General features: G+C 35.9%; 21 protein-coding genes and 1 pseudogene. 8 read left to right on the top strand and 14 right to left on the bottom strand.

The genetic code is table 11. The features are described 5' to 3' along the window. Positions 1–36: 36 nt before the first annotated feature. Positions 37–1,107, bottom strand: coding sequence for a cytochrome c oxidase subunit II (gene coxB / locus MHH69_RS05060; protein WP_122970242.1), 1,071 nt, complete (start codon positions 1,105–1,107; stop codon positions 37–39). A gap of 1,118 nt (positions 1,108–2,225) precedes the next feature. Between coxB and MHH69_RS05055 the strand changes: the two genes are divergently transcribed. Beyond that, positions 2,226–3,158 (top strand): COX15/CtaA family protein, encoded by a 933-nt coding sequence (locus MHH69_RS05055; protein WP_341361847.1) that lies wholly within the window; start codon positions 2,226–2,228, stop codon positions 3,156–3,158. A gap of 122 nt (positions 3,159–3,280) precedes the next feature. After that, positions 3,281–4,614 (top strand): IS3 family transposase gene (locus tag MHH69_RS05050; RefSeq protein WP_341361629.1). Its coding sequence is split into 2 segments (ribosomal slippage): positions 3,281–3,668 and positions 3,668–4,614, totalling 1,335 coding nucleotides; the frame shifts between segments, so codons are not numbered across the junction. A gap of 62 nt (positions 4,615–4,676) precedes the next feature. Here the strand turns inward: MHH69_RS05050 and pyc are convergent. The 3 genes from pyc to MHH69_RS05035 are packed head-to-tail and all read right to left on the bottom strand — an operon-like array spanning position 4,677 to position 9,640. Beyond that, positions 4,677–8,111, bottom strand: coding sequence for a pyruvate carboxylase (gene pyc / locus MHH69_RS05045; RefSeq protein WP_122973507.1), 3,435 nt, complete (start codon positions 8,109–8,111; stop codon positions 4,677–4,679). Continuing rightward, positions 8,108–9,298, bottom strand: coding sequence for an FtsW/RodA/SpoVE family cell cycle protein (locus tag MHH69_RS05040; RefSeq protein WP_122973508.1), 1,191 nt, complete (start codon positions 9,296–9,298; stop codon positions 8,108–8,110). Before MHH69_RS05040 ends, pyc begins: the two co-directional genes overlap by 4 nt. A gap of 60 nt (positions 9,299–9,358) precedes the next feature. Then, a complete protein-coding gene (locus MHH69_RS05035) occupies positions 9,359–9,640 on the bottom strand; it encodes a YlaN family protein (protein ID WP_122973509.1) in 282 nt (93 codons plus the stop codon). Between the two features lie 179 nt (positions 9,641–9,819). On the opposite strand from MHH69_RS05035, the gene MHH69_RS05030 reads away from it, so the two are divergent. Then, positions 9,820–10,320 (top strand): peptidyl-prolyl cis-trans isomerase, encoded by a 501-nt coding sequence (locus MHH69_RS05030; protein ID WP_122973510.1) that lies wholly within the window; start codon positions 9,820–9,822, stop codon positions 10,318–10,320. A 16-nt stretch (positions 10,321–10,336) separates the two neighbouring features. Continuing rightward, positions 10,337–10,540, top strand: coding sequence for a YlaI family protein (locus MHH69_RS05025; protein WP_122973511.1), 204 nt, complete (start codon positions 10,337–10,339; stop codon positions 10,538–10,540). 69 nt (positions 10,541–10,609) lie between these two features. Here the strand turns inward: MHH69_RS05025 and MHH69_RS05020 are convergent, their stop codons facing one another. The 3 genes from MHH69_RS05020 to MHH69_RS05010 are packed head-to-tail and all read right to left on the bottom strand — an operon-like array spanning position 10,610 to position 13,164. Further along, positions 10,610–11,404 (bottom strand): ABC transporter permease, encoded by a 795-nt coding sequence (locus MHH69_RS05020; RefSeq protein WP_341361846.1) that lies wholly within the window; start codon positions 11,402–11,404, stop codon positions 10,610–10,612. Beyond that, entirely contained in the window at positions 11,391–12,164 is a 774-nt protein-coding gene (locus MHH69_RS05015) for an ABC transporter ATP-binding protein (RefSeq protein WP_122973513.1), read from the bottom strand. Before MHH69_RS05015 ends, MHH69_RS05020 begins: the two co-directional genes overlap by 14 nt. 1 nt (position 12,165) lies before the next feature. Continuing rightward, the gene (locus tag MHH69_RS05010; RefSeq protein WP_241559388.1) at positions 12,166–13,164 is read right to left on the bottom strand and encodes an ABC transporter substrate-binding protein; all 999 of its coding nucleotides are present in this window, start codon (positions 13,162–13,164) and stop codon (positions 12,166–12,168) included. Positions 13,165–13,290: 126 nt separating this feature from the next. Between MHH69_RS05010 and MHH69_RS05005 the strand changes: the two genes are divergently transcribed. After that, entirely contained in the window at positions 13,291–13,602 is a 312-nt protein-coding gene (locus MHH69_RS05005) for a hypothetical protein (RefSeq protein WP_148037838.1), read from the top strand. On the opposite strand, the gene MHH69_RS05000 is transcribed toward MHH69_RS05005, so the two are convergent. Both MHH69_RS05000 and typA read right to left on the bottom strand, forming a co-directional pair. Further along, positions 13,597–13,983: a YlaH-like family protein gene (locus MHH69_RS05000; protein WP_122973516.1), complete on the bottom strand. Its 387-nt coding sequence runs from the start codon at positions 13,981–13,983 to the stop codon at positions 13,597–13,599. The genes MHH69_RS05005 and MHH69_RS05000 overlap by 6 nt on opposite strands. A gap of 38 nt (positions 13,984–14,021) precedes the next feature. Next, positions 14,022–15,866 carry a translational GTPase TypA gene (typA, locus tag MHH69_RS04995; protein WP_122973517.1) on the bottom strand — a complete coding sequence of 615 codons (1,845 nt, stop codon included), beginning with the start codon at positions 15,864–15,866 and terminating at the stop codon, positions 14,022–14,024. Between the two features lie 145 nt (positions 15,867–16,011). Between typA and MHH69_RS04990 the strand changes: the two genes are divergently transcribed. Beyond that, a complete protein-coding gene (locus tag MHH69_RS04990; RefSeq protein WP_122973518.1) occupies positions 16,012–16,197 on the top strand; it encodes a DUF5325 family protein in 186 nt (61 codons plus the stop codon). A gap of 86 nt (positions 16,198–16,283) precedes the next feature. Here the strand turns inward: MHH69_RS04990 and MHH69_RS04985 are convergent, their stop codons facing one another. Further along, positions 16,284–17,075: an inositol monophosphatase family protein gene (locus MHH69_RS04985; RefSeq protein ID WP_122973519.1), complete on the bottom strand. Its 792-nt coding sequence runs from the start codon at positions 17,073–17,075 to the stop codon at positions 16,284–16,286. Positions 17,076–17,178: 103 nt separating this feature from the next. Further along, positions 17,179–17,376, bottom strand: a complete 198-nt coding sequence (locus tag MHH69_RS04980) for a hypothetical protein (protein WP_122973520.1) — start codon at positions 17,374–17,376, stop codon at positions 17,179–17,181. A 121-nt stretch (positions 17,377–17,497) separates the two neighbouring features. Here MHH69_RS04980 and MHH69_RS04975 point away from each other — a divergent pair, with 121 nt between their 5' ends. Beyond that, complete coding sequence (locus MHH69_RS04975) at positions 17,498–18,124, top strand: YktB family protein (RefSeq protein WP_341361845.1); 627 nt, start codon at positions 17,498–17,500, stop codon at positions 18,122–18,124. Positions 18,125–18,454: 330 nt separating this feature from the next. On the opposite strand, the pseudogene ltrA reads toward MHH69_RS04975, so the two are convergent. The 3 genes and pseudogenes from ltrA to MHH69_RS04960 form a co-directional block, all read right to left on the bottom strand. Then, positions 18,455–19,715, bottom strand: a pseudogene (ltrA, locus tag MHH69_RS04970) (group II intron reverse transcriptase/maturase). A 615-nt stretch (positions 19,716–20,330) separates the two neighbouring features. Further along, positions 20,331–20,600, bottom strand: a complete 270-nt coding sequence (locus MHH69_RS04965; protein WP_122972368.1) for a UPF0223 family protein — start codon at positions 20,598–20,600, stop codon at positions 20,331–20,333. Positions 20,601–20,622: 22 nt separating this feature from the next. Beyond that, positions 20,623–21,582 carry an NAD(P)H-dependent flavin oxidoreductase gene (locus MHH69_RS04960; protein ID WP_122972369.1) on the bottom strand — a complete coding sequence of 320 codons (960 nt, stop codon included), beginning with the start codon at positions 21,580–21,582 and terminating at the stop codon, positions 20,623–20,625. Positions 21,583–21,724: 142 nt separating this feature from the next. On the opposite strand from MHH69_RS04960, the gene MHH69_RS04955 reads away from it, so the two are divergent. Next, complete coding sequence (locus tag MHH69_RS04955; RefSeq protein WP_122972370.1) at positions 21,725–23,194, top strand: aminotransferase class I/II-fold pyridoxal phosphate-dependent enzyme; 1,470 nt, start codon at positions 21,725–21,727, stop codon at positions 23,192–23,194. The last annotated feature ends 43 nt before the right edge of the window (positions 23,195–23,237 follow it).

The following is a 23,237-nucleotide window of genomic DNA, read 5'->3' as shown; positions in this document are numbered from 1 at the left end:
TTTAACCTCCTTCAAGTGTTTCTATCGAAGTAGAAATTATTCTTCTACAGATAAACTCATAATGTAATCAGCAACTGCACTTATTTCTTCTTCAGACAGTTCACCATATTTACCAGTCATTAAGTTACCTGGTTTAACGCTTTCTGGATCTGTAATCCATTTTTCTAAGCTTTCTTTATTGTGTTCTAATACACCAGCAACACGGTTACGGTCACCAAATGTTGTTAAGTTTGGCCCCATAGCACCTGAAGCACCAACGCCAGATACTGCGTGACAAGCTAAACAGCTATTCGCAAATGTTGCTTCCCCTAAATCGGCAGAATCAGCAGATGCTGTTTGACCTTCTGTTGCTTGCATAGAAGCAACCCAATTTTCAAACTCTTCAGGAGCAAGTGTTTTTACTTTGAAGTCCATTAACGCATGGGAAGGACCACAAAGTTCAGCACATTTACCGAAGAATACGCCTTCTTCAAGATCTTTTGACTCTTCGTCAAACTGTAAATAGAATTTGTTCACGTTTTCTACATTAGTATCCATTTTACCACCGATAGATGGAATCCAGAATGAGTGCTTAACGTCTGCAGCTTTTAAGTTAAAGTAAACTTTTTCACCAGTAGGAACAACAAGTTCTTGTGCTGTTACAATACCTTGTTCTGGATATTCAAATTCCCACCAATATAATTTCGCAGTAACATTAACAGTTAATGCTGATTTGTTTCCTTCTTCGTCAACCTCATCCATTGCTTTTACGTCAGCAAGTTTATAAGTAGAAATTAAAGTAGGAACAGCTAAGATTAAAAGTAAAATGATTGGAATAACTGTCCAAATTACTTCTAATGTATGACTTCCTTCTACTTGTTTTGGCATGTGGTTCTCGCCTTGTTTTGAACGACGGAACTTAACGAAAGCATATAAATAAAGGAATGATACTACTATTACTACTAAAGCCATAATTGTGATGGAGAATAATAGTAAGTTTAATTGTTCTTTTCCCACTGCTCCAGCTGGTTTAAGTGTTGAAATATAATCTTCACCACATGCAGAAAGAAAAACTGTCATTACCGCTAACAGCGAGAAAAGACGCCATTTTTTAAGCCCTTTCATCATAGCTTAATTAACCCCTCTTTCTTTGTTGTATTTTCATGTGTAACTAGGACGTTGGTTTTATAGTTCTATGTGAATCCCTTTTCAAAGAAGAATTCCAAAAATAACAAAAGTCAATTGATCATAATAAATCATCGTTTGTATTAAAAGTTGAACCACATGAGCAAGTTATCCATATTCAATATAATAGCTAAAATAATAAAGCATGACCAACTTTCCTAAAGTTAAAAGCACTAAGTTTTATAATACCATAAAACAATTAGTCATTTTAAAACTTTTCCTATAGTAGCATTGGTATATTTGCTATTCGATATTCCTCACTATGGGTTCATATGTAAAGTAAATATCCTGTGGATGCCATACAAACTTGAAAAAAGCTAGCGCTTCCATACCGAAAGGATTTTATCCGCTACTACTTATTAGCAGTACGAAGTTGTCAAATAAACTTTTTCAACAGTATCGATACTGCCCTGTTCTAAACTATAGTTTGACTATAGAACACTATGCTCTTATCCCAACTCGTCCCCACATGACGGCGTAAAGATGCCGTAATAACAAAAATTTACCTACAATTTTAAGGAATGGAAACAAAATGTCCGATGCTTCGTTTATTGTTATGAGATTGATTACTCTTTAAATGAAATAAATTTGTGTATTTACCCATGTAAAAAATAGTTCGTACTATGTTTCAATCTACAATCCCTATCATAAAATAAGTGCAGAAATTTTTATCAACGAAGTTTTTAGGACATATCATCAATTCAATGCACGCCCTATAACATTTTGCCTCTCCTTTCATTTTTGTAAGCATATTCCGCTAACAATAACTATATCGAAATTTGTCCTTTATTTCTAGATATTAAGTAAAATTTCGATAAGTTGACCAAAATGCAATTTGGGTTAGCTACATTGTTTTAAAAGAACATCTATATAGTAATCCATTTTAGGGGGGGAAATGTGAATGTAAAAGCACGAATTTATGAACAATTTGTGAAAAGACATAGCCCCAAACTAAGGTCTAACTGTTTGAAGTTGTCTTTTACCTATTTATTCGCTATTATCATAAAAGGCATAAAAGCTTTTTATAAGTTTATAGATAGAAAAAGTAGGTGGCTCTTAAAATGCAACATTATCAAAGTAAATTACTGAAATGGATTGCTTTTGCTACGACAATCGGTATGTTGCTTATTCTTATTGGAGGAGCACTTGTTACAAAAACTGAAAGCGGTTTAGGTTGTGGTCGAAACTGGCCAGATTGTAACGGTTCACTAATTCCAAAAGAAATAACAACTGAAGTTTTAATTGAATTTTCCCACCGATTAGTGACAGGTTCAGTATCTATCCTCGTTCTTATTTTAGTCATTTGGACATGGCGTAAACTTGGTTCTATTCGTGAAGTAAAATTTTTAGGAATTTTAGCAATCTTTTTCTTAGTAGCTCAAGCATTAATTGGAGCTGCTCAAGTACTTTGGGGACAAGGCGACTTCATTCTTGCACTTCATTTCGGTATTTCATTAATTTCATTTGCATCGGTTTTATTATTAGCGATGATTGTTTTCGAAGTAGATAAAAAATTCGATGCCGATAAAGTTTATATAAGTAAAAAACTTAAAATACACACTTTCGGTGTCACGTTATATTCATATATCGTAGTGTATACTGGTGCGTTAGTAAGACATACACAAGCAAGTTTAGTTTGTTCTGATTGGCCGTTTTGTAACAATGAAAATCCGTTCGCATTGCCAACGGGATTACATCAATGGGTTCAAATGGGACATCGTTTTGCGGTTTTATTAATATTCGTTTGGGTTACATATATTGCAATACATGTTATAAGACATTACAAAGAACAGCGAGTTATTTACTGGGGATGGATTATTGCCTTCTTCATTCTACTAGCACAAATGATGACGGGTATGTTAATTATTTTCACAAAGCTTAACTTAATCGTTTCTTTATTACATTCATTCTTTATTTCGTGTCTATTCGGTTTATTCTGTTACATGATTTTACTTGTATCTCGAAGCAACTATAATGAGAAAAATAGTAAATAAATTTAAAGGGGCAGTGGAAAATAAAATGTACCCTATAAGAAAGACACTTGAAAAAAGGTCTCTCTTATAGGGTACTTTTATTTATAATGAAATAAAATAAATGGTTGATGGAGCGGAAGAACATGTCGAAAAAGTTATTTACAGATCAAGAACAGAAATTACTCAAGAAACATCCTTATGTAAAAGCAGTGAGTGAAAAAGCAATAACATATACAGATGAATTTAAAGCAAGAGCCATTAAAGAATATGAGGAAGGGAAATTTCCACTTCAAATTTTTGAAGATGCAGGATTTGATATTGATATCGTAGGTAAAAAACGTGCAAAGTCTGCTTTAGAGCGATGGCGTGCTGCTTATCAAAAGAATGGTGTAGCTGGGCTTGTGGATACACGTAAACACTCTTCAGGACGTCCACTTGAGCGAGAATTAAGTATAGAAGAAAAGTACGCAAGGTTAGAGGCGCAAAATGCATTATTACGTGCAGAAAATGAACTACTAAAAAAGATCGATTTAGCAGAAAGGTTGTTGATAAAGAAAAAGAGAAATTAACAGCGGAACAAAAATTTCAGTTGATCCAGTATGTGATAGAAAAACACCGCTTAAAAAGAATGGTAAGCTACCTTTGTAAATTAGTTGGAGTCTCTCGATCGGGCTACTATCGTTATTTTTCAGAAGAAGCACAACTTAGTAGACAAGCTAGTGATCAGGCAGATGAGACAGTCAAAGAAATCATTTTAAAAGCGTTCAATTTCCGTGGTCGTAAGAAAGGTGCACGTCAAATTAAAATGACGTTAGAAAATCAGTATCAAATTACATATAACCTAAAGCGAATTCGTCGTATCATGAAAAAGTTTCAAATCATCTGCCCCATTCGAAAAGCAAATCCATATCGAAGAATGGCCAAAGCAACGAAAGAACATAGAACTTTACCAAATCTATTAAACCGTAAATTTAAGCAAGGAATCGCTAGAAAAGTATTATTAACAGACATTACATATTTGAGTTATGGAAAAGGAAAACGTGCCTACTTATCCGCTATAAAAGATGCCGAAACCAATGAAATTTTAGCATATGAGACATCGGATAAAATTACACTAGATATTGCATTAAATACATTAAAGATGTTGAAAAAGAATGGGATAAAATTGGCCGATGGCGCATTCATTCACTCTGATCAAGGGTTCCACTATACCAGCCCCCAATTTCAAAAGATGGTAAAGAAAATGGGACTAGAGCAATCTATGTCACGTCGTGGAAACTGTTGGGATAATGCCCCACAAGAATCGTTTTTTGGTCATTTTAAAGATGAAACAGACTTTAAATCGTGTGAAACATTAGAAGAAGTAAAAAGAGAGATTAAGAGTTATATGACTTATTACAATCATTACCGAGGTCAATGGAACTTAAAAAAGATGACGCCTGCACAATACAGTCACCATCTTCTTCAAGTTGCTTAAAAGCCTTTTTTAAAAATGTCCTTTACAAAGGGTACACTTTAAATTTCCACTGTCCCTTTCTTTTATTCTAATTCTATTAATAAATCTCCTGTTGAAATTGCATCTCCACTAGAAATGTAGACTTCTTTTACTACCCCGTCCTTCGGTGCTTGAACTGTTGTTTCCATTTTCATAGCTTCCGTAATTAATAGATGATCTCCACGTTTTACAGGACTACCTTTTGAAACAACAACTTTTAACACAGTTCCTGGCATTGTTGCACCGATTTGATTTGGATTACTTGGGTCTGCTTTTACTGCATTTGTCCCTTCCACTTCAACAGTTAAATCTTGAATGACTAATTCTCGAGATTGACCGTTTAGTTCAAAGTAGATAATGCGAGTACCATTTGGTTGCGGTTCACCAATTTCGATTAATTTAATAATTAACGTTTTCCCTTTTTCAATTTCTACTTCAATTTCTTCCCCTAACTTTAACCCATAAAGGAATGTCGGTGTGTCTAAAACTGAAATATCTCCGAACATGTCTGTCGCCGCTACATATTCTTCAAATACTTTAGGATATAACGCATAAGCTAAAACATCTTTTTTTGTTATAGTACGTCCAAATTTTTCAGTTAGAGTTTTTTCTAGTTCTTCAAAGTTAATCGGTTCCAATAACTCCCCTGGTCGAACCGTAATCGCTTCTCTATCTTTTAAAATCACCTTTTGTAACTCTTTCGGGAATCCGCCATGGACTTGCCCTAAATAACCTTGGAATAACTCCACAACGGAATCCGGGAAGTCCATTGTAAGTCCTCTTTCGAAAATATTTTCTTCGTCTAAATCATTTTGAACCATGAACAATGCCATGTCTCCTACAACTTTAGAGGAAGGTGTCACTTTAACAATATCTCCGAATAGTAAATTAACCCGTGAATACATTTTTTTCACTTCGTCCCAACGGTCGCCTAAGCCAACTGCTTTTGCTTGTTGTTGCAAATTACTATATTGCCCCCCTGGCATTTCGTGTACATAAATTTCAGAATGAGGGCTATTCATTCCACTTTCAAAATCGCTATAGAAAGCACGAACATCTTGCCAATAATAAGAAAGTTGTTCTAAAGCATCAATATCCGCACGTAGTTCCCGCTTGCCGCCTTTCATTGCATAATACAATGAGTTAGCACTTGGTTGTGAAGTTAAACCAGACATGGAACCAAGGGCTGTATCAATAATGTCAACACCGGCTTCGATCGCCTTTGCATAAGTATAAATACCATTTCCGCTTGTATCATGGGTATGCAGATGAATTGGTAGATCTGTTGAATCTTTCAATTCCGAAATCAAACGATAAGCCGCCTCTGGTTTTAATAACCCTGCCATATCTTTAATCGCTAAAATATGAGCTCCTGCCGCCTCTAATTCCTTGGCCATTTCCTTGTAATACTGTACGGAATATTTTGCTCGTGATTCATCGAAAATATCGCCTGTATAACAAATTGCCGCTTCAGCAATTTTTCCCGTTTGACGAACTTCATCAATTGCTACTTCCATTCCTTTAATCCAGTTCAAACTATCGAAAATTCTGAAAACATCTACTCCAGAAGAAGCCGACTCACGAATAAATTCTCTTATTAAATTATCAGGATAATTTTTATAACCTACCGCGTTAGCACCTCGGAATAGCATTTGGAATAACACGTTTGGCATTTGTTTACGAAGCTTTTCTAGACGAACCCATGGATCTTCCTTCAAAAATCTATAAGCTACATCAAATGTTGCTCCACCCCATAATTCAAAGGAGAAGAAATCATGTAACATACGTGCATTATAATCAGCAATTTGGAACATATCTTGGGACCGTACTCTAGTCGCAAGTAATGATTGGTGTGCATCACGGAAAGTTGTATCAGTCAGTAATACATCCTTTTGTTCTTTTACCCAAGAAACAAGACCTTCTGCACCGCGCTCATCTAAAATTTGTTTCGTTCCAGCTGGTATTTCAGTTTTTAGATCGATTTTCGGTTTGTTTGGTTGTACGAAAATTGGTTTCGTACGTTTTTCAATCCCTGGAAAACCATTTAAAGTAACGTTACCAATATAGTTTAATAATTTCGTCCCTCTATCTTTTCGTACTGGGAATTTAAATAATTCAGGCGTTGTATCGATAAAACTTGTATCAAATACACCCGTAATGAATTTATCATGCTGTACAACATTTTCTAAAAACGGAATGTTCGTTTTCACACCGCGAATACGGAACTCTCTTAAGTTACGATGCATTTTAGCCGCTGCTTCTTTAAACGTCATACCCCAAGTAGAGATTTTCACGAGTAATGAATCATAATAAGGTGTGACAACAGCACCTTGGAAACCATTCCCTGCATCTAATCGTACTCCAAAACCACCACTAGAACGATACACCATCAATTTACCAGTATCTGGCATGAAATCGTTTGCAGGATCTTCTGTCGTAACCCGAGATTGGATTGCATATCCGAACAATGGAATTTGATCTTGAGCTGGAATTCCGATTTCTTCCGAATGGATTGCATGTCCTTCAGCAATTTTAATTTGAGCATGTACGATATCAATACCTGTAATCATTTCTGTAATCGTATGTTCTACTTGAATTCGTGGATTAACTTCAATGAAATAAAAGTCATTTCCTGATACTAAAAACTCCACAGTACCTGCGTTTATGTACTGAACATTTTTCATTAATTGGACAGCTGCCTCACAAATTCGATTACGAAGTTCCTTTGAAATCGAATTGGAAGGAGCAATTTCCACTACCTTTTGGTGACGTCTTTGGATAGAACAATCCCGTTCATATAAATGAACAATATTCCCCGTCACATCTCCTAATATTTGTACTTCAATATGTTTTGGTTTAATGATAGCTTTCTCAACATAAACTTCATCAGAACCGAATGCTGCCTTCGCTTCTGACTTTGCTCGTTCAAATGCAGAGGCTAGTTCTTCCTTCGATTGAACTAAACGCATCCCACGTCCGCCACCACCAAGGGCAGCTTTAATCATTAGAGGATAGCCATATTTGTCCCCAAATGCTATGACTTCTTCTACAGTATTAACTGGACCATCACTACCAGGAATCACTGGAATTTTTGCAGCTACCGCTTGTTCTCTTGCTTTTACTTTATCTCCGAACATATCTAAATGTTCAGATGTTGGTCCAATAAAGATAATTCCTTCTTCTTCACAACGTCTAGCAAATTCAACATTTTCCGATAAGAAACCATAACCGGGATGGATTGCATCAACTTCCGCTTGTTTTGCAATTTCAATGATTCCTTCAATATCTAAATAAGCATCAATCGGTTTCTTTCCAACCCCAACTAAATAAGATTCATCCGATTTGTAACGATGATAAGAACCACTATCTTCCCTTGAATAAATTGCAACTGTTTTTAAGTTTAAATCATTACAAGCGCGAAAAATACGAATTGCAATTTCCCCACGGTTTGCTACTAAAATTTTGTTAATTTTCTTCACAATGATTCCCCCTTAGACCTTCTTTTTTCCAGCTTCACATACATGGAAATATTCACTAATATCCCCATTGCAAAAGATAGTAATAATATAGATGTCCCGCCATAACTAATGAATGGTAGCGTTACACCGGTTAACGGAATAAGTCCCGATAATCCCCCAAGATTAATAAATGTTTGAACAGCAATCCAACTACCTATACCTGCTGCAATCATTCTAGCAAGCGGATCCTTCGTTTTTAAGGCAATTGTTAAAGCTCTAAGGACAATGAATCCAAGACCACCTAGTACAATGATGACCCCTAGTATTCCAAGTTCCTCAGCAATAATCGCCATAATAAAATCGGTTTGCGGTTCTGGTAAATAGCCTAATTTTTGAATGGACTGACCTAAGCCAACCCCTTCTAATCCCCCTGAGCCAATCGCAATATACCCATTAATAACTTGATAGCTAGAGCCAGTTTCATATTCAAACGGGTTTAAAAAGGCTTTAATACGGCCAACTCGGTTTTGAGTTAGAATTTCTTCACCTTTAACTAATAAAATAAGCCCTATTAATGCTGAACCAAACCCACCTAATACAGCAAAAAATTTCATAAATTTTTTAAATTGAATCCCACTTGCTGCAACAACCGCAATGGCGATTCCAGATATAATCATAACGGCACCTAAATCGGTTTCGTTCGCAACACAGAAAATCACTAATAACCATACTAAAATCGGATAAATAATATTATTTGGTCCTAAGTTTTCCATTGAATTTTTTAAACTTTTTCGATAGAAGGCACCAGCAAAATATAAAATAATAAATAGTTTTGCAAACTCAGAAGGTTGGAAATTCATGATACCTAAATCAATCCAACTTTGGGAACCTGATTGTTCAGCACCAACCCCGAAATTCCATACCCAAAATAACAGAACTAACATAATGCCTAAAAGTGCCACCATAAGTTTTTTATTACTATAATGTTTATATGGGAAAAAGGCACCCACTATAAAAGCGACACCTGCTACACATAAATTTAATAATTGTTTATTGTAGTAAAAGTCTGGTCCTTGATCTTTGTTTACAATAGCAACCCACATACCGGCACTATAAATCATGACAAGACCGAATAAACATAAAAATACATAAGTAAAGAATAATGGATAATCAAAATTCCTCACATAATAAGCTAAATATTTTCTCATTTTCAATTTCCCCATTTTAGAAAAAAAACTCAAAGCGCTATTTCGCGTTTGAGTTTCTAATTATTTGTTTGTGTACGCTTCATGTAACAAAGAAAGTTCTTTCTCTAATGTGTCGAGAATTTCCTTTCCTCGTTCACGTTCAATTAATCCAAGCTTAACAGCAAAATCAATTTCCCGTGATAAGCCAAACATTTGTGTATCTAATACTTCTTCGTATAAAGGACATGATGGCATTGTTAAATGATCCATTTGAACTTTTATTAAACGTGCAATTTTATCTGCATCCTTAAGCAGTAATTCCAAAGCCTCTTCCTGGAAGGAAGACTGACGTTTCGTATCCATGAGGACGCCCCCATCATTGTGATATTTCTTCTATTCTATCTTATTAAAGTTTATCTTTAAGCTGATAAAAATGCAAGTCCATACATTAGAAAAGAGAACTTTTGATTTATATTTCTTTATTAATTAGTATGAGTAGCGTTATACTAAAAAATGATATATAGATTAGGGGGACTATAAAAATGGAAACGATTATACCAATTAAAGGTGCCGTTAAATATAAAATTACATTAGATCCAACTGTATGGATTTTTGATGATCGCCGATTAGACTTAACGACATATTTTACAGAACAAAAAGAAGATGACGATGAGGATTTAATGTATTTAAAAAATGCTGGTGCTCACTGGTCTAGAGAAATAATGGAAGGGGCAACTTACCCTCCAACTTTAAAAACAGAGCGAAAATTTGATCGACAAGGAATGAAAACTGGAACATTCGGGATGGAAATTAAACATTTCTTAAAAAATGCAGAAATTGAGGAAAATGCGGAACGTGTCGTGTTTGAACTTCAAGATGGTACAGAACACGCCTTCTCCATTGAAGAAGCGTTTACGATTATTTTTAAATATAGTCAAGATGGTAAACCAATTAATGATGGCGGACCTGTTCACCTTATTTTTGGAGACGGGTCAAATATCGACAACCCGATTAAAAATATTGCTGCAATCCGAGTTGAATAGTAGGAGGATTAATCATATGCGAGTCCAATGTGTCATTTGCGATACGATTAACGAACTTGATGACGATGCACCTTTAGCGAAGAAATTACGAAATCGTCCTATTCATACTTATATGTGTAACGAATGCTATGATCGTATAGCGAAAAATACGGATGCCCGAATCGCAACAGGAAACTTCCGTTTTTTCCGTACTTCTTCACCAATTGATGAAGAGTTTTAAAGCCTACTATAAACAAGTTATGTTAACATAACAAAGCATCATTCAAATGATTTTGAATGATGCTTCTTTTTATTCACTTTTAATTAACCGTTTTTCTAACAATTCCACCAGCTGATACATAATGGTTGCAAAGATCGCAATAATGAGCAATGACATTAACACGAGATTGAAATTAAACACTTGGAAGCCGTAAATAATTAAGTAACCTAATCCTTTAGATGATACGAGAAATTCTCCTACAATAACCCCTACCCACGATAATCCAACATTTACTTTTAACGTTGAAATAATTGTAGGAAAAGAAGCAGGTAAAATAGCTTCTTTAAACATTTGGAACCGTGATGCATTAAAGGTTTGCATCACTTTTAAATAGTTCCCATCGACGTTTTTAAAGGAAGTATAGATGACAATCGTTGAAATGATGACTGAAATAATGGCACCCATTGTAATAATCGAATTCATCCCCGGACCCATTGCAACGATTAAAATAGGACCTAAAGCTACTTTCGGCATCGCATTTAATATAACTAAGTATGGATCTAAGACCTTTGATAAAAATGGAGACCACCACAAGATTGCCGCTAAAATTGTTCCAAGTAATGTTCCAATGATAAATCCTAATACCGTTTCAAAGACAGTATACCCTATATGAACAAATATGGTGCCGTCTACTACATTTTCAACTAGTAACGTATAGATTTTTGAAGGCGAACTAAAAATTAATTGGTCAATCCATTTTGATCTTGAAGCGATTTCCCAGAGGGAAAAAAAGGCAATTAAAATTAATAGTTGGTAGAACCGGACCCATCTTTTTTCCTTAATAAGCGACTGTTTAAATTGTTCGTGGAGTTTATGATTGTTCAAGGTTTTCAAGCTCCTTCCAAATGATTTGGAATAGGGGGGAATAACTTGAATGGGACCTTACATCAAAGGGAGTTAATTGTCTTAAATCTTCTGGTACTTCAAAAATTTGATGTAACTTTCCTGGTCTAGGGGAAAATAAGAAAATTCGATCACTCATCGCAATCGCCTCCCCTAAATCATGGGTCACAAGTACTGCTGTTTTACCATACTCTTTTAATTTGTTTGCAACTAAATCTTCGAGTTTTAATTTCGATTGATAATCAAGAGCTGAGAAAGGTTCATCTAATAATAAAATCTTCGGGTCTACTGCAAGGGTTCGCGCTAAAGCAACCCTTTGGCGCATTCCACCAGACAATTCTCTAGGATATTTTTCTCCAATTGGAGGTAATCCAACATCATGTAACAAATCAGAAGTAACCTTTGAAAAGTTTTGGTTATCCTCTTTTAAAAGTTTTAAGCCGAGGGTAATGTTTTCTTCAATGGTCTTCCAAGGAAATAAATAATCTTGTTGAAGCATATATCCGATCGATAAGTCGGAATTTCCATAAACAGCTTGATTTTCAATTTTCACTGTCCCAGAAGTAGGTTGAAACAATCCGGCAATTATGGAGAGAAGTGTCGTTTTTCCACAACCGCTAGGGCCAATAAAAGAGACAAATTCTCCTTTATTAATTGTTAAATTAATATTTTGTAATGCCTCTGTTGCGGCTTCCTTTGAAAAATACGTATGGTGAACGTTGGTGACAGTTAAAAAGTCCATTTTACTCCAAAACCTTCTCTGCAAACGTTGTATCAACTAATTCTTTATAATCCATACGTTTCGGAAGTTCACCAGCTTCTTCCATAATATCTTGTAAATTGTTCCACTCTTCTTCATCTAAAACGGGATCTTTCGCAAAGGATTCTTGTTCACGGTAGCGTTCAACAACCGTTGCAATTAGCTCTATATCTGTATCTTCAAAAAATGGTTGAATCGCTTCGGCTACTTCTTCAACAGAACTTTCATAAACAAAATCTTGGGCTTTCTTTAACGCTCGTGTAAATTTCTCAATCACTTCTGGATTTTCGTTCATAAAGCTATCCTTTGTCATGAATACTGTATATGGTAAAGGACCAGATTCCGTACCAAATGAGGCAACGATATGGCCTTTGCCTTCTTGTTCGAATACGCTAGCAGTCGGTTCAAATAGTTGAACAAAGTCACCTGTACCAGATGCAAAGGCTGTAGATATATTAGCAAAATCTATATTTTGGATTAGCTCTAGATCTTCCTGGGGATCAATGCCATGTTTTTCCAACACATATTCCCCTGCCATTTGCGGCATACCACCTTTACGTTGTCCAAGAAATGTTGAATCTTTTAACATATCCCAAGAAAAGTTTTCAATTTTTTCTCTTGCAACTAAAAATGTTCCGTCTGTTTGTGTTAATTGTGCAAAATTTTTGATTGGATCATTGGCACCTTGAGCAGATACATAAATCGATGTTTCAGAACCAACTAAAGCAATGTCAATCCCATCGGATAAAAGGGCTGTCATCGTTTTATCTCCACCAGCTATTGTAGATAATTCTATTTCTAACCCTTCTTCTTCAAAGAAGCCTTGAGTAATAGCTACATATTGAGGCGCGTAGAATATGGAGCGTGTAACTTCACCGACTTTGACCGTTTGAAGATCCTCTTTATCATTACAAGCAGTTAAAACGATTATAGTAAAGCAAGCTAAAAAGAACAAAATACTGGACTTCACCCAATTTTTCAATGCTCCGACCTCCCCATTCATACTGTTTATCAAAGGTAGGTTATGCATTTAATAAAAAATGTGTGAATCCCTAGAAAATCGTTATTTCTTCGGTATATATTAGAAAATGGATTCTGTTATTATGCAATGATAGTTCATCACAACAATGAGGTGAATAAAGCAACTACCAGCATTGAAATTATGGCATCTTCCAAACCGATTATCGACGATTACGAATTAAATAAAGGATACATTGTCAAATACAATTTAGGTTTTTCGAAACTGGAAGACTACTATTATCATTTAGTGAAACATTTATTTACTATGCCTTATATTTATGAAGTATCAGGACTTCACTCAGGTGCATTTTATGAATATTTAGCTCAACATATGGATCACAACTTGAGCATAAAAAAAGGTAATCCAAAATTGGATTACCTTTTTCAAATCATATTATGAAGCTGCTCTTTTTTCTTCCCGTTTTTCACGCCACAAGCGGATTTTATAAAGAATTAAAATGAGGGAAGCTACAATTAGTCCTTCAATCATTGGTAAGAACAATGCTAAAAACGTTAAAACAATACATCCTATAAAAAGGAAAATATAGATAATCACATTTTTAATAAGGGATAAATCGTTTTTAGCGAAACCAAGTTTATACACAATTGCTGATAAAATAAATACTAATAAAAATACTACATAACCAGCAACAGCATAGCTTGGTAAATTTTCATATAAATAGCGAGTAATACCTGACATGCGTCCGAATACAAACTCATTTTCACTTGCATTCGTAGGTGCAGATGCTTGAATATAATTTAAAGTTCCAAACAAGTTCATCTTTTCCAACACCTTTCATCATTTCCCCAAAACAGTTATTATTGTTCTGCGTATTTTTTCTTTTTCGCCTGTTTCTCACGTTCGTTTTTATCTAAAATTTGTTTACGTAAGCGAATTGATTCTGGAGTTACTTCTAAATACTCATCATCATCTAAAAATTCTAAAGCTTCTTCAAGAGTTAAAATACGTGGACGTTTAATAACGTTTGTTTGGTCTTTTGTCGCTGAACGTACATTTGTTTTTTGTTTCGTTTTCGTAATATTAACCGTAATGTCATTATCACGATTATTTTCACCAACAATCATACCTTCATAAATTTCAGTACCTGGTTCAACAAATAATGTACCACGGTCTTCAATTTGCATCATACCATAAGTTGTCGCTTTACCTGTCTCCATTGACACAAGGGCACCTTGGTGACGTCCACCAACACGACCTGGTACAACAGGTTGGTAAGAATCGAACGTATGGTTAATAATACCAAAACCTTTTGTTAATGACATGAATTCCGTTGTATAACCAATTAATCCACGAGCAGGTACCATGAAGATTAGACGAACTTGTCCATTTCCTTCATTGACCATATCTAACATTTCACCTTTACGGTTACCAAGGGATTCAATGACTGAACCAACACTTTCTTCTGGTACATCAATTTGTACACGTTCGATTGGTTCACATTTTACACCATCGATTTCACGAATAATTACTTGTGGTTTAGACACTTGTAATTCATAACCTTCACGACGCATGTTTTCAATTAAAATAGATAAGTGAAGTTCTCCGCGTCCAGAAACAATCCAAGCGTCTGGTGAATCTGTATCTTCTACACGAAGGGATACGTCCGTCTGTAATTGGGAACGTAGACGTTCTTCAATTTTTCTTGACGTAATCCATTTTCCTTCTCGACCTGCAAATGGAGAATTATTTACTAAGAAAGTCATTTGTAATGTTGGCTCATCAATACGTAACGGCGTTAATGCTTCTTGATGATCAATCGGACATACCGTTTCACCAACATTGATCTCTTCCATTCCGGATACCGCTACTAAATCGCCTGCATACGCTTCTTGAATTTCCTCACGTTTTAAACCAAAGAATCCAAATAATTTTGTTACACGGAAATTTTTCACTGAACCGTCTAACTTCATTAAGGCTACTTGTTGCCCTACATGGATTGTACCGCGGAATACACGTCCGATACCAATACGACCTACGAAGTCATTATAATCTAATAATGCTACTTGGAATTGTAATGGCTCTTCTCGTGTATCAACTGGTGCTGGGATATGCTCGATAATCGATTCAAATAAGCATTGCATCGATTCTTCTTGTTTAGATGGGTCTGGATCAAGGGAGGCCGTACCATTTACACCAGATGCATAAACAACTGGGAATTCTAATTGTTCTTCATCTGCACCTAATTCGATTAATAAATCTAACACTTCATCTACTACTTCTTCAGGACGAGCTGAATCTTTGTCTACTTTATTCACGACAACGATTGGTGTTAATTTTTGCTCTAACGCTTTTTTCAAAACAAAGCGTGTTTGAGGCATACAACCTTCATATGCATCGACAACAAGTAATACACCATCAACCATTTTTAAAATACGTTCAACTTCTCCACCGAAATCGGCATGTCCTGGTGTATCCAGGATATTTATACGTGTACCGTTATAGTTTACTGCTGTATTTTTAGCAAGAATCGTAATACCACGTTCACGTTCAAGATCATTCGAGTCCATTGCTCTTTCTTCTACATGTTCATTTGAACGGAAAGTACCAGATTGTTTTAACAATTGGTCAACTAATGTTGTTTTCCCATGGTCAACGTGTGCGATAATTGCGATATTGCGTAAATCTTCGCGTAACTTTGTCATTATTCCACTCCACATTCTTTTTTCATATGATTAACTGTGTTATTATAGCACAAGAAGAGATACTTGTCTTTTTCATATTTTTACAATTTCGACAAACTTAGATCAATATTGATATTTTTCTATCAAGTAAGGAGGACTACTCTGCATGAATAAAGCAAAAATTGTTATGTTTATCTTTGCAGTAGCAGCAATGTTATCAATGATTTCTGTAGGTTACGCCATTGCAGCCAAAACGATTATTGGAGCTATTGCAGGATTAGTAGCATTATGTGTCGTAATGATGACAGGATTTAAAATGAAACGCAAATTTAGAGAACAAGGTTTACTTTAATTTAACCATTTTTTCTTAGATTGCCACATTTTTATTGGATAATTCAAAAATCGTAGGTAACAAAAATTTGCTACCTACGATTTTTTTCATTTTTCTTCAATATACTCATTTAATATTCGATGATGAATAGAAGGATTTGCGATGATAAATGTATCTTTTGATAGCAGATTACAATCTTCACCTTTTAAATTCGTTGTGATTGCACCAACTTCTTTCGCAATAATGGTTCCTCCACCAATATCCCATGGTGCCAATCTCATCGAAATATAAGCATCTAATTTCCCACTAACAACATAGGCAATTTCCATTGCTGCCGAACCGTAAGAACGTGTTCCGCGAATTGTATGAACAAGCTCAGTCATTTTTTCATGATTGACGAGCCTATTCGGCGTAACCCAAGTTGCATTGATGCCAATTACCGCTTCTTCCAATGGCACAGGTTGGAGTTGACGTAATGGTGAATCGTTGTACCAAGCACCTTGCCCTTCGATTGCATGAAATAGATCTTCTCTCATGACATCAAATATGTATCCGAGTTTTCCTACACCATCTACAAAAAAACCTATTGTAATCATAAAATGGCGATGCTGCTTCACGAAATTCATCGTTCCGTCAATCGGGTCGATAATCCATACTGGACCCTCAAGGGATTTCACATCTTCTCCCATTCCTTCTTCACCTAATATTTTATGTTGGGGGAAGGACGCTTTAATTTTTTCTATAAAAAACAATTCAGTTTCACGATCGATATTCGTAACTAGATCATTTGCTCCTGATTTTGTCTCCACCACTAAATCATAGGAAAAGGCTTCACGTATTCTTTTCCCTGCCTCAAAGATCATTTTTTTCGCAAACTCATCTAATTTATTTATATCCATATAACCCCCACCTTTTTAGTCAACATTTCCCTTTTATTAATTATAACAAAAATCACTTGCTGTCCGATATGGAGCAAGTGATTTTTAATGAATTATTAATTTTTTAAACATATGCGTGGAGACCATCTAGTTCGTCTTGAATTTCCTTTAGACGTTTTTTACTCTTTTCCATTTCCTTTTCATCATTCTCTTGCATCGCTGCATACAAGGAGGCTAGCTCGTAATCCAGCTCTAAACGTAAAATGTGTTCATATTGCTTTTCAATATCAACTTTACGTATAATTTTAATCATCTGTTTCATACTAAATCACTTCCCTTTCATTTTTTTAAAAATTTTTGTCTTATGAAAGAATGGTTGTTACAAAATTTTTCCCAAAAAACTGATAAAATAAACATGTAAATCAAAGAGGGGGCTATAATTAATGGACAAAATTAAATGGACAAACAAAGACTTCGAAGTATTCGAAATAGATGGTTTAGAACAACGGATGGAAGCTCTTTCTACTATTGTTCGCCCAAAGTTCCAACAATTAGGTGAACTGTTTTCTAGTTACTTTAGCTCAAAAACAGGCGATGAATTTTTCCCACATGTAGCTAAGCATGCTAGAAGAACAATCAATCCTCCTAAAGATTCATGGGTTGCGTTTGCTCCGTATAAACGTGGGTATAAATCGCTTCCTCATTTTCAAATTGGACTTTGGAATACACATTTATTCATTATTGTTGCAATTATTTATGAAGCACCACAAAAATCTGAAATGGCAACACGTTTATTAAACAATATGGAATACTTTAATCAGCTGCCGGAGGATTTCATCATTTCGGGTGATCATATGTCACAAGACGCAATATCTTTAAAATTAGGTCGTGAAGAACAGCTGGAAAATTTATTAATCCGATTACGAGACGTCAAAAAAGGAGAATTTTTAGTTGGACGCCACATTTCAAGAGAAGAAGCTGTAAATCTTTCATCGGAACAATTTTTACAACTTACTGAAGAAACTTTTGAAGCTCTTTTACCTATTTATAACATTATCATTGGTAAATAATTTATAAAGTGTTCATAAAGGCTAAAGTAAAAGTAACCATTTACTTGAACTTTAGCCTCTCCTTATTCTTTACGCTTCTTAATGAACTAAATCCTTTTTTTAAAAGGAATTTATTTAAGGATTGCTTTATTTTGGTGTGTTGTATCATTAATATGCACAAGATGACTACAAACATTACATATTTCTACTAATTTTCTTCCTACAATTTTTAACTATATACGGTATTATTTTAACAAAGAAACAATACCCTCCTACAATTGAGTAGGAAGGAGTGATTAACTCCCGACCTCTCACACCACCGTACGTACGGTTCCGTATACGGCGGTTCAATTAAGATGAATAACGCAAAGTTTCGTAACGAACTTTCAGACTTTTCAGCCCTTGGCTTTCCCAATAGGAATTGCCGAGGGTTCTGTGTAATATGGGGCTTTTAGAAATGCGCCAGTACTCTTTTCGGGTGTTTCCCACTCGTATGCTTTTCCATAAGGAACTTTCAACCGAGTAAGATTTCTGACTCTTGTTTGAGGTTTCTTCCAATTCTTCCATAACACATCCTTAATCTTCTTTTAATCCACCTATCTAGTGATTTGAATATGGAACTCGTATCTGCTAATGCAAAATAACCACACCACCCCATTAGATATTGGTTTAACTTCTAGATTCTGTATTTCATGGAGTATGGCATCTTTCTTGAGGTAATTTCTCGTATTTTCTTCTTCATTCGAACTAAGCTTGTTTTCGCAAGACGAACCTTTGGTTCTTTTAGATTCGTGAAACTAAAACCTAAGAACTTCCGGTTTAAAGGACGGTCTACTGCTGATTTCCTTTCGTTTATTTTTAAACGAAGTTTTCCTTCGATAAATCTTTGTACACTCGTCATTACTCTTAATCCCGCACGTTCTGTTTTCACATAAATATTACAATCATCTGCGTATCGAACGAATTTATGTCCACGTTCCTCCAACTCTTTATCGAGTTCATCTAGAACTATGTTTGAAAGTAAAGGACTTAAAGGTCCACCTTGTGGTGTTCCTTCTTCTGTACTTGAAACCACTCCATTTATCATGACACCGGCTTGGAGGTATTTACGAATAAGTTTTAATAAAGATTTATCTGAAATTTGTTTCGCTAATGTTGCCATTAGTCGGTCATGATTGACCTTATCGAAGAATTTCTCTAAATCCATATCAATCACCCATCGATAACCTTCCTTTATATAACCCTTTGCTTTCCGAACGGCGTCATGGGCGCTCCGGTTTGGACGGAATCCATAACTCTGGTCCGAAAATGTTTTGTCATATTCCTTCGATAAAATCTGCGAGATAGCTTGTTGAATCAAACGGTCTGTCACGGTTGGGATACCTAGTAAACGCACACCACCATCTGGTTTCGGGATTTCGACTCGACGTACTGGTTGCGGTTCATAGGTTCCATTCAAAATCTACGATTTAATGTTTTTCCAATTTTCGATAATGTGCTGTCGTAAGGTTTGTACGGGCATCATGTCTACTCCATGGCTTCCTTTATTCGCTTCAACTCGCTTTAGCGCTTGTATCATGTTTTGCCGTTCGAGAATTTGATCCAACATCACCATTTCGTACCTTTCCGTGATTAGCTTATCTTCTTATGTCCATCTGAACTCCACCCTCCGCAAATACCCTCGTGGGATTCACCACTACTTTCTAAGCGTGAGGTTTCTCTGTTTTCTGTGCTTATTCATTCTAGATGGAAAGCCAAGGGCTAATCTCTCTCAATTGTTCAGTCCTTCCGAGTAATTCTAGACCTACTCGTACTATGACCTCTGCTGACTTCTGACAGTTCAGCTACTTGTCTCCAAGTAGGTTATGAAGGGTACTTCACGTTTCTGTCAGACCTCCCCGGGTAAGCGTATGCACTTTCACACCATCTATCCGCCTCATTTACTTGATATGACCTTCGACAGAAGGAACTTTGTTTTGTAATGCAAACTCATTCAATCATACCTAGCCTTATATGAGATTCGTGTTCCTCGGACCGGTGTTTTGCCTCCAGCTTCCTTCTGATTCCGCGTCGCCACGGACACCCTTGCTCTTAGCTAACCTCTACTTCTGTCTTCGAGGTTCGGGACTTGCACCCTATAGTTCATACGCATGCCGGGCGCACATTAAAAAGGATTTGAAATGATAGCATTCCAAATCCTTTAAAATTCATACATACAATTTTTTAGTTACATTTTAATGATTGTACCGTCTTCTTTTTCTTTCGTTTGTTTTACTACTTTATAGCTTACATAACCACTAACTTCTTCAAACTCACGAAAGACTGTTTTTTCTTCCGCTTGAGAAGGGACGATCTCTTTAAAGCGACGATATCTAGCAAGCATATCTTCCCGTTTAATTCCTTTTTCATATGCTTGTTCTACCCCTTCAAAAAACTTTATCACATCAATAATTTCAGTTGTTGACCAATCTGGTGATAGTGGATAAGAATATTCCATACAAAACCCTACCTTTAAATTTTTAGTGACCCCATTTTACTCTTATTTGTTCAGCTTGCGCAACCATCCGCTCAATTAACTCCTGTACGGATGGCACATCTTTTATCATTCCCGTTACTTGTCCAGCCCATCCAAAACCATTTTGATTGTCCCCATCATAAATAAATTTTTTATTTGCCTCTCCACTAATATAATCTTTTAATGCCTCGTATGTAGGTGTTTTATTTTCTATTTCTAAAATTTTTTCTGTAAACTCATTTTTTAATACACGAGCAGGAGCGCCAATTGACCGTTTAATAATCGTCGTATCCGTTTCTGAACTTTGTAGGAGTGCTTCAATATACTCCCGTGAAGCATGGACGCATTCCTTCGTTGCAATAAACCTTGTCCCCATTTCAATACCTTCAGCCCCTAACGCATGGGCAGCCATCCATCCACGGCCATCTCCAATACCTCCAGAAGCGATTACAGGAATGGAAACACTATCTACTACTTGAGGAACAAGTACCATCGTTCCAACATCGTCCCGCCCTAAATGACCTCCCCCTTCTTGACCCACGACCATGATCGCGTCAGCTCCAAGTTGTTCAGCCTTTATGGCTTGTCTTTTTGCAGCAACTAATACTAACTTTTTTATTGTTGTCCCTTCTAATAATTGGAAGATTGGTGCCGGATTACCTCCCGTCATTGAAATGACAGGTACATTTTCTTCCACTGCAACCTCCACCATTTCTTCATATCCTTTACCATACATTCCGATAGCAAAATTTACTCCAAAGGGGCGATCAGTTTTTTCCCGAGTTTTATAAATTTCTTCCCTTAGTAATTCCGGCGATTTTAAACTCATTGCTGTAATTTGACCTAATCCCCCAGCATTCGATACTGCAGCAGCTAAATCAGAGTATGCTAAATAAGCTAACCCTCCTTGAATAATTGGATATTTTATCCCTAAAAGTCGTGTTATTCTTGTTTCCCAGTTCATAACGTCATCCCCTTTTTCACATTCTATTAATAATTTCTCTCACATTAGAAAAATTCCTTTAAATTTATGTAGTCATGAAGTTGAATAGGTGCTATAATTCTTCTTGTTTTCAAAATTTATATAAAGTGAGGTGGTACCTGCGTTGTCACAATTAGAGACTCCATTGTTCGACGTATTACTCAAACATCGAAATAGACATCCAATACAATTTCATATTCCTGGACATAAAAAAGGTCAAGGAATGGACCCAGCCTTTCGTGAGTTCGTCGGAGACAACGTTTTATCAATTGATTTAATCAATATTGCTCCACTAGATGATTTACATTCACCAAAAGGCGCTATTAAAGAAGCTCAAAAGTTAGCTGCTGAAGCCTTTGGTGCTGACCATACATTTTTTTCCGTTCAAGGTACTAGTGGCGCTATCATGGCGATGATTTTAACTGTCGTCGGTCCAGGTGATAAAATTTTGGTACCACGGAATGTTCATAAATCAACAATGTCTGCAATTGTTTTAGCTGGAGCCATCCCTATTTTTATCCATCCTGAAGTCGATGAAGAATATGGTATTGCTCATGGTATATCAGCTGAATCGGTTGAAAAAGCGTTAAAAACATATCCAGATGCAAAAGCTATGTTAGTGATTAATCCTACTTACTTTGGTTTTGCAGCTGATTTAAAACGAATTGTTGATATTGTCCATGCCCATAACATCCCTGTTATTGTGGATGAAGCGCATGGTGTGCATATTAAATTCCATGACGAATTACCGATATCTGCTATGCAGGCAGGGGCAGATATGGCTGCAACGAGCGTGCATAAATTAGGTGGTTCGATGACACAAAGTTCTGTATTGAACGTAAAAGAAGGATTAGTATCGGTAAACCGAGTACAATCCGTTCTTTCGATGTTAACAACTACTTCAACTTCATATCCAATACTCGCTTCGTTAGACTGTGCTAGACGTCAATTAGCAGTACATGGATATGATTTAATTGATGAAACAATTCGCCTTGCTAAAGATGCAAGAAAACGAATTAATAAAATTCCCCACTTAAAAGTGGCTGGTAGAGAAAAACTACATTCCTCTGCAACATTTGATATGGATATTACAAAGATTCTAATCAGTGTAAAAGATTTAGGAATTACAGGTCATCAAGCTGAAGAATGGTTACGTCTTAACGCCAATATAGAAGTTGAATTATCTGACCTTTATAATATCCTCTGCTTAGTAACATTAGGGGATACGAAAAAAGAAATTAATTTACTAGTGAATGCTCTACAAAGAATGTCATTAGCTTTTGAGTCAGATGCATCCGTAAAAGAAACGAACGTAAATATCCCTGATATTCCAGCTCTTGCGATGACACCTCGAGATGCCTTCTACTCTAGCACAGAAGTAATGCCGTTAGAAGAATCTGTTGGGTATATTTGTGCAGAATTCATCATGGTATATCCCCCTGGTATTCCTATTTTTATTCCTGGGGAAATAATTACTGAAGATAATATCCGATATATCCAAATGAATATCGAAGCTGGATTACCTGTTCAAGGGCCAGAGGATCTTTCGTTAAAAACGATTCGCGTTATTAAAGAACGAAAACCAATTTTTTAATTACAATTTCAACTAGTAAAAGAGGATGTCTTCTATTTAAGAC

Source organism: Ureibacillus sp. FSL E2-3493 (genome assembly GCF_038077515.1).
Taxonomy (GTDB): Bacteria; Bacillota; Bacilli; order Bacillales_A; family Planococcaceae; genus Ureibacillus; species Ureibacillus halotolerans.
This window is presented reverse-complemented; position numbering and strand designations above follow the sequence as displayed.

Coding starts and splice junctions, on each gene's coding strand:
- MHH69_RS05030 (WP_122973510.1), top strand. CDS start 9,820: ATGGAAACGATTATACCAATTAAAGGTGCCGTTAAATATAAAATTACA.
- MHH69_RS04980 (WP_122973520.1), bottom strand. CDS start 17,376: ATGAAACAGATGATTAAAATTATACGTAAAGTTGATATTGAAAAGCAA.
- MHH69_RS05015 (WP_122973513.1), bottom strand. CDS start 12,164: ATGGACTTTTTAACTGTCACCAACGTTCACCATACGTATTTTTCAAAG.
- MHH69_RS04975 (WP_341361845.1), top strand. CDS start 17,498: ATGGACAAAATTAAATGGACAAACAAAGACTTCGAAGTATTCGAAATA.
- MHH69_RS04990 (WP_122973518.1), top strand. CDS start 16,012: ATGAATAAAGCAAAAATTGTTATGTTTATCTTTGCAGTAGCAGCAATG.
- MHH69_RS04960 (WP_122972369.1), bottom strand. CDS start 21,582: ATGAACTGGGAAACAAGAATAACACGACTTTTAGGGATAAAATATCCA.
- MHH69_RS05005 (WP_148037838.1), top strand. CDS start 13,291: ATGATAGTTCATCACAACAATGAGGTGAATAAAGCAACTACCAGCATT.
- MHH69_RS05035 (WP_122973509.1), bottom strand. CDS start 9,640: ATGGATACGAAACGTCAGTCTTCCTTCCAGGAAGAGGCTTTGGAATTA.
- MHH69_RS05040 (WP_122973508.1), bottom strand. CDS start 9,298: ATGAGAAAATATTTAGCTTATTATGTGAGGAATTTTGATTATCCATTA.
- MHH69_RS05055 (WP_341361847.1), top strand. CDS start 2,226: ATGCAACATTATCAAAGTAAATTACTGAAATGGATTGCTTTTGCTACG.
- MHH69_RS05025 (WP_122973511.1), top strand. CDS start 10,337: ATGCGAGTCCAATGTGTCATTTGCGATACGATTAACGAACTTGATGAC.
- MHH69_RS04985 (WP_122973519.1), bottom strand. CDS start 17,075: ATGGATATAAATAAATTAGATGAGTTTGCGAAAAAAATGATCTTTGAG.
- MHH69_RS05000 (WP_122973516.1), bottom strand. CDS start 13,983: ATGAACTTGTTTGGAACTTTAAATTATATTCAAGCATCTGCACCTACG.
- coxB (WP_122970242.1), bottom strand. CDS start 1,107: ATGATGAAAGGGCTTAAAAAATGGCGTCTTTTCTCGCTGTTAGCGGTA.
- typA (WP_122973517.1), bottom strand. CDS start 15,866: ATGACAAAGTTACGCGAAGATTTACGCAATATCGCAATTATCGCACAC.
- MHH69_RS04965 (WP_122972368.1), bottom strand. CDS start 20,600: ATGGAATATTCTTATCCACTATCACCAGATTGGTCAACAACTGAAATT.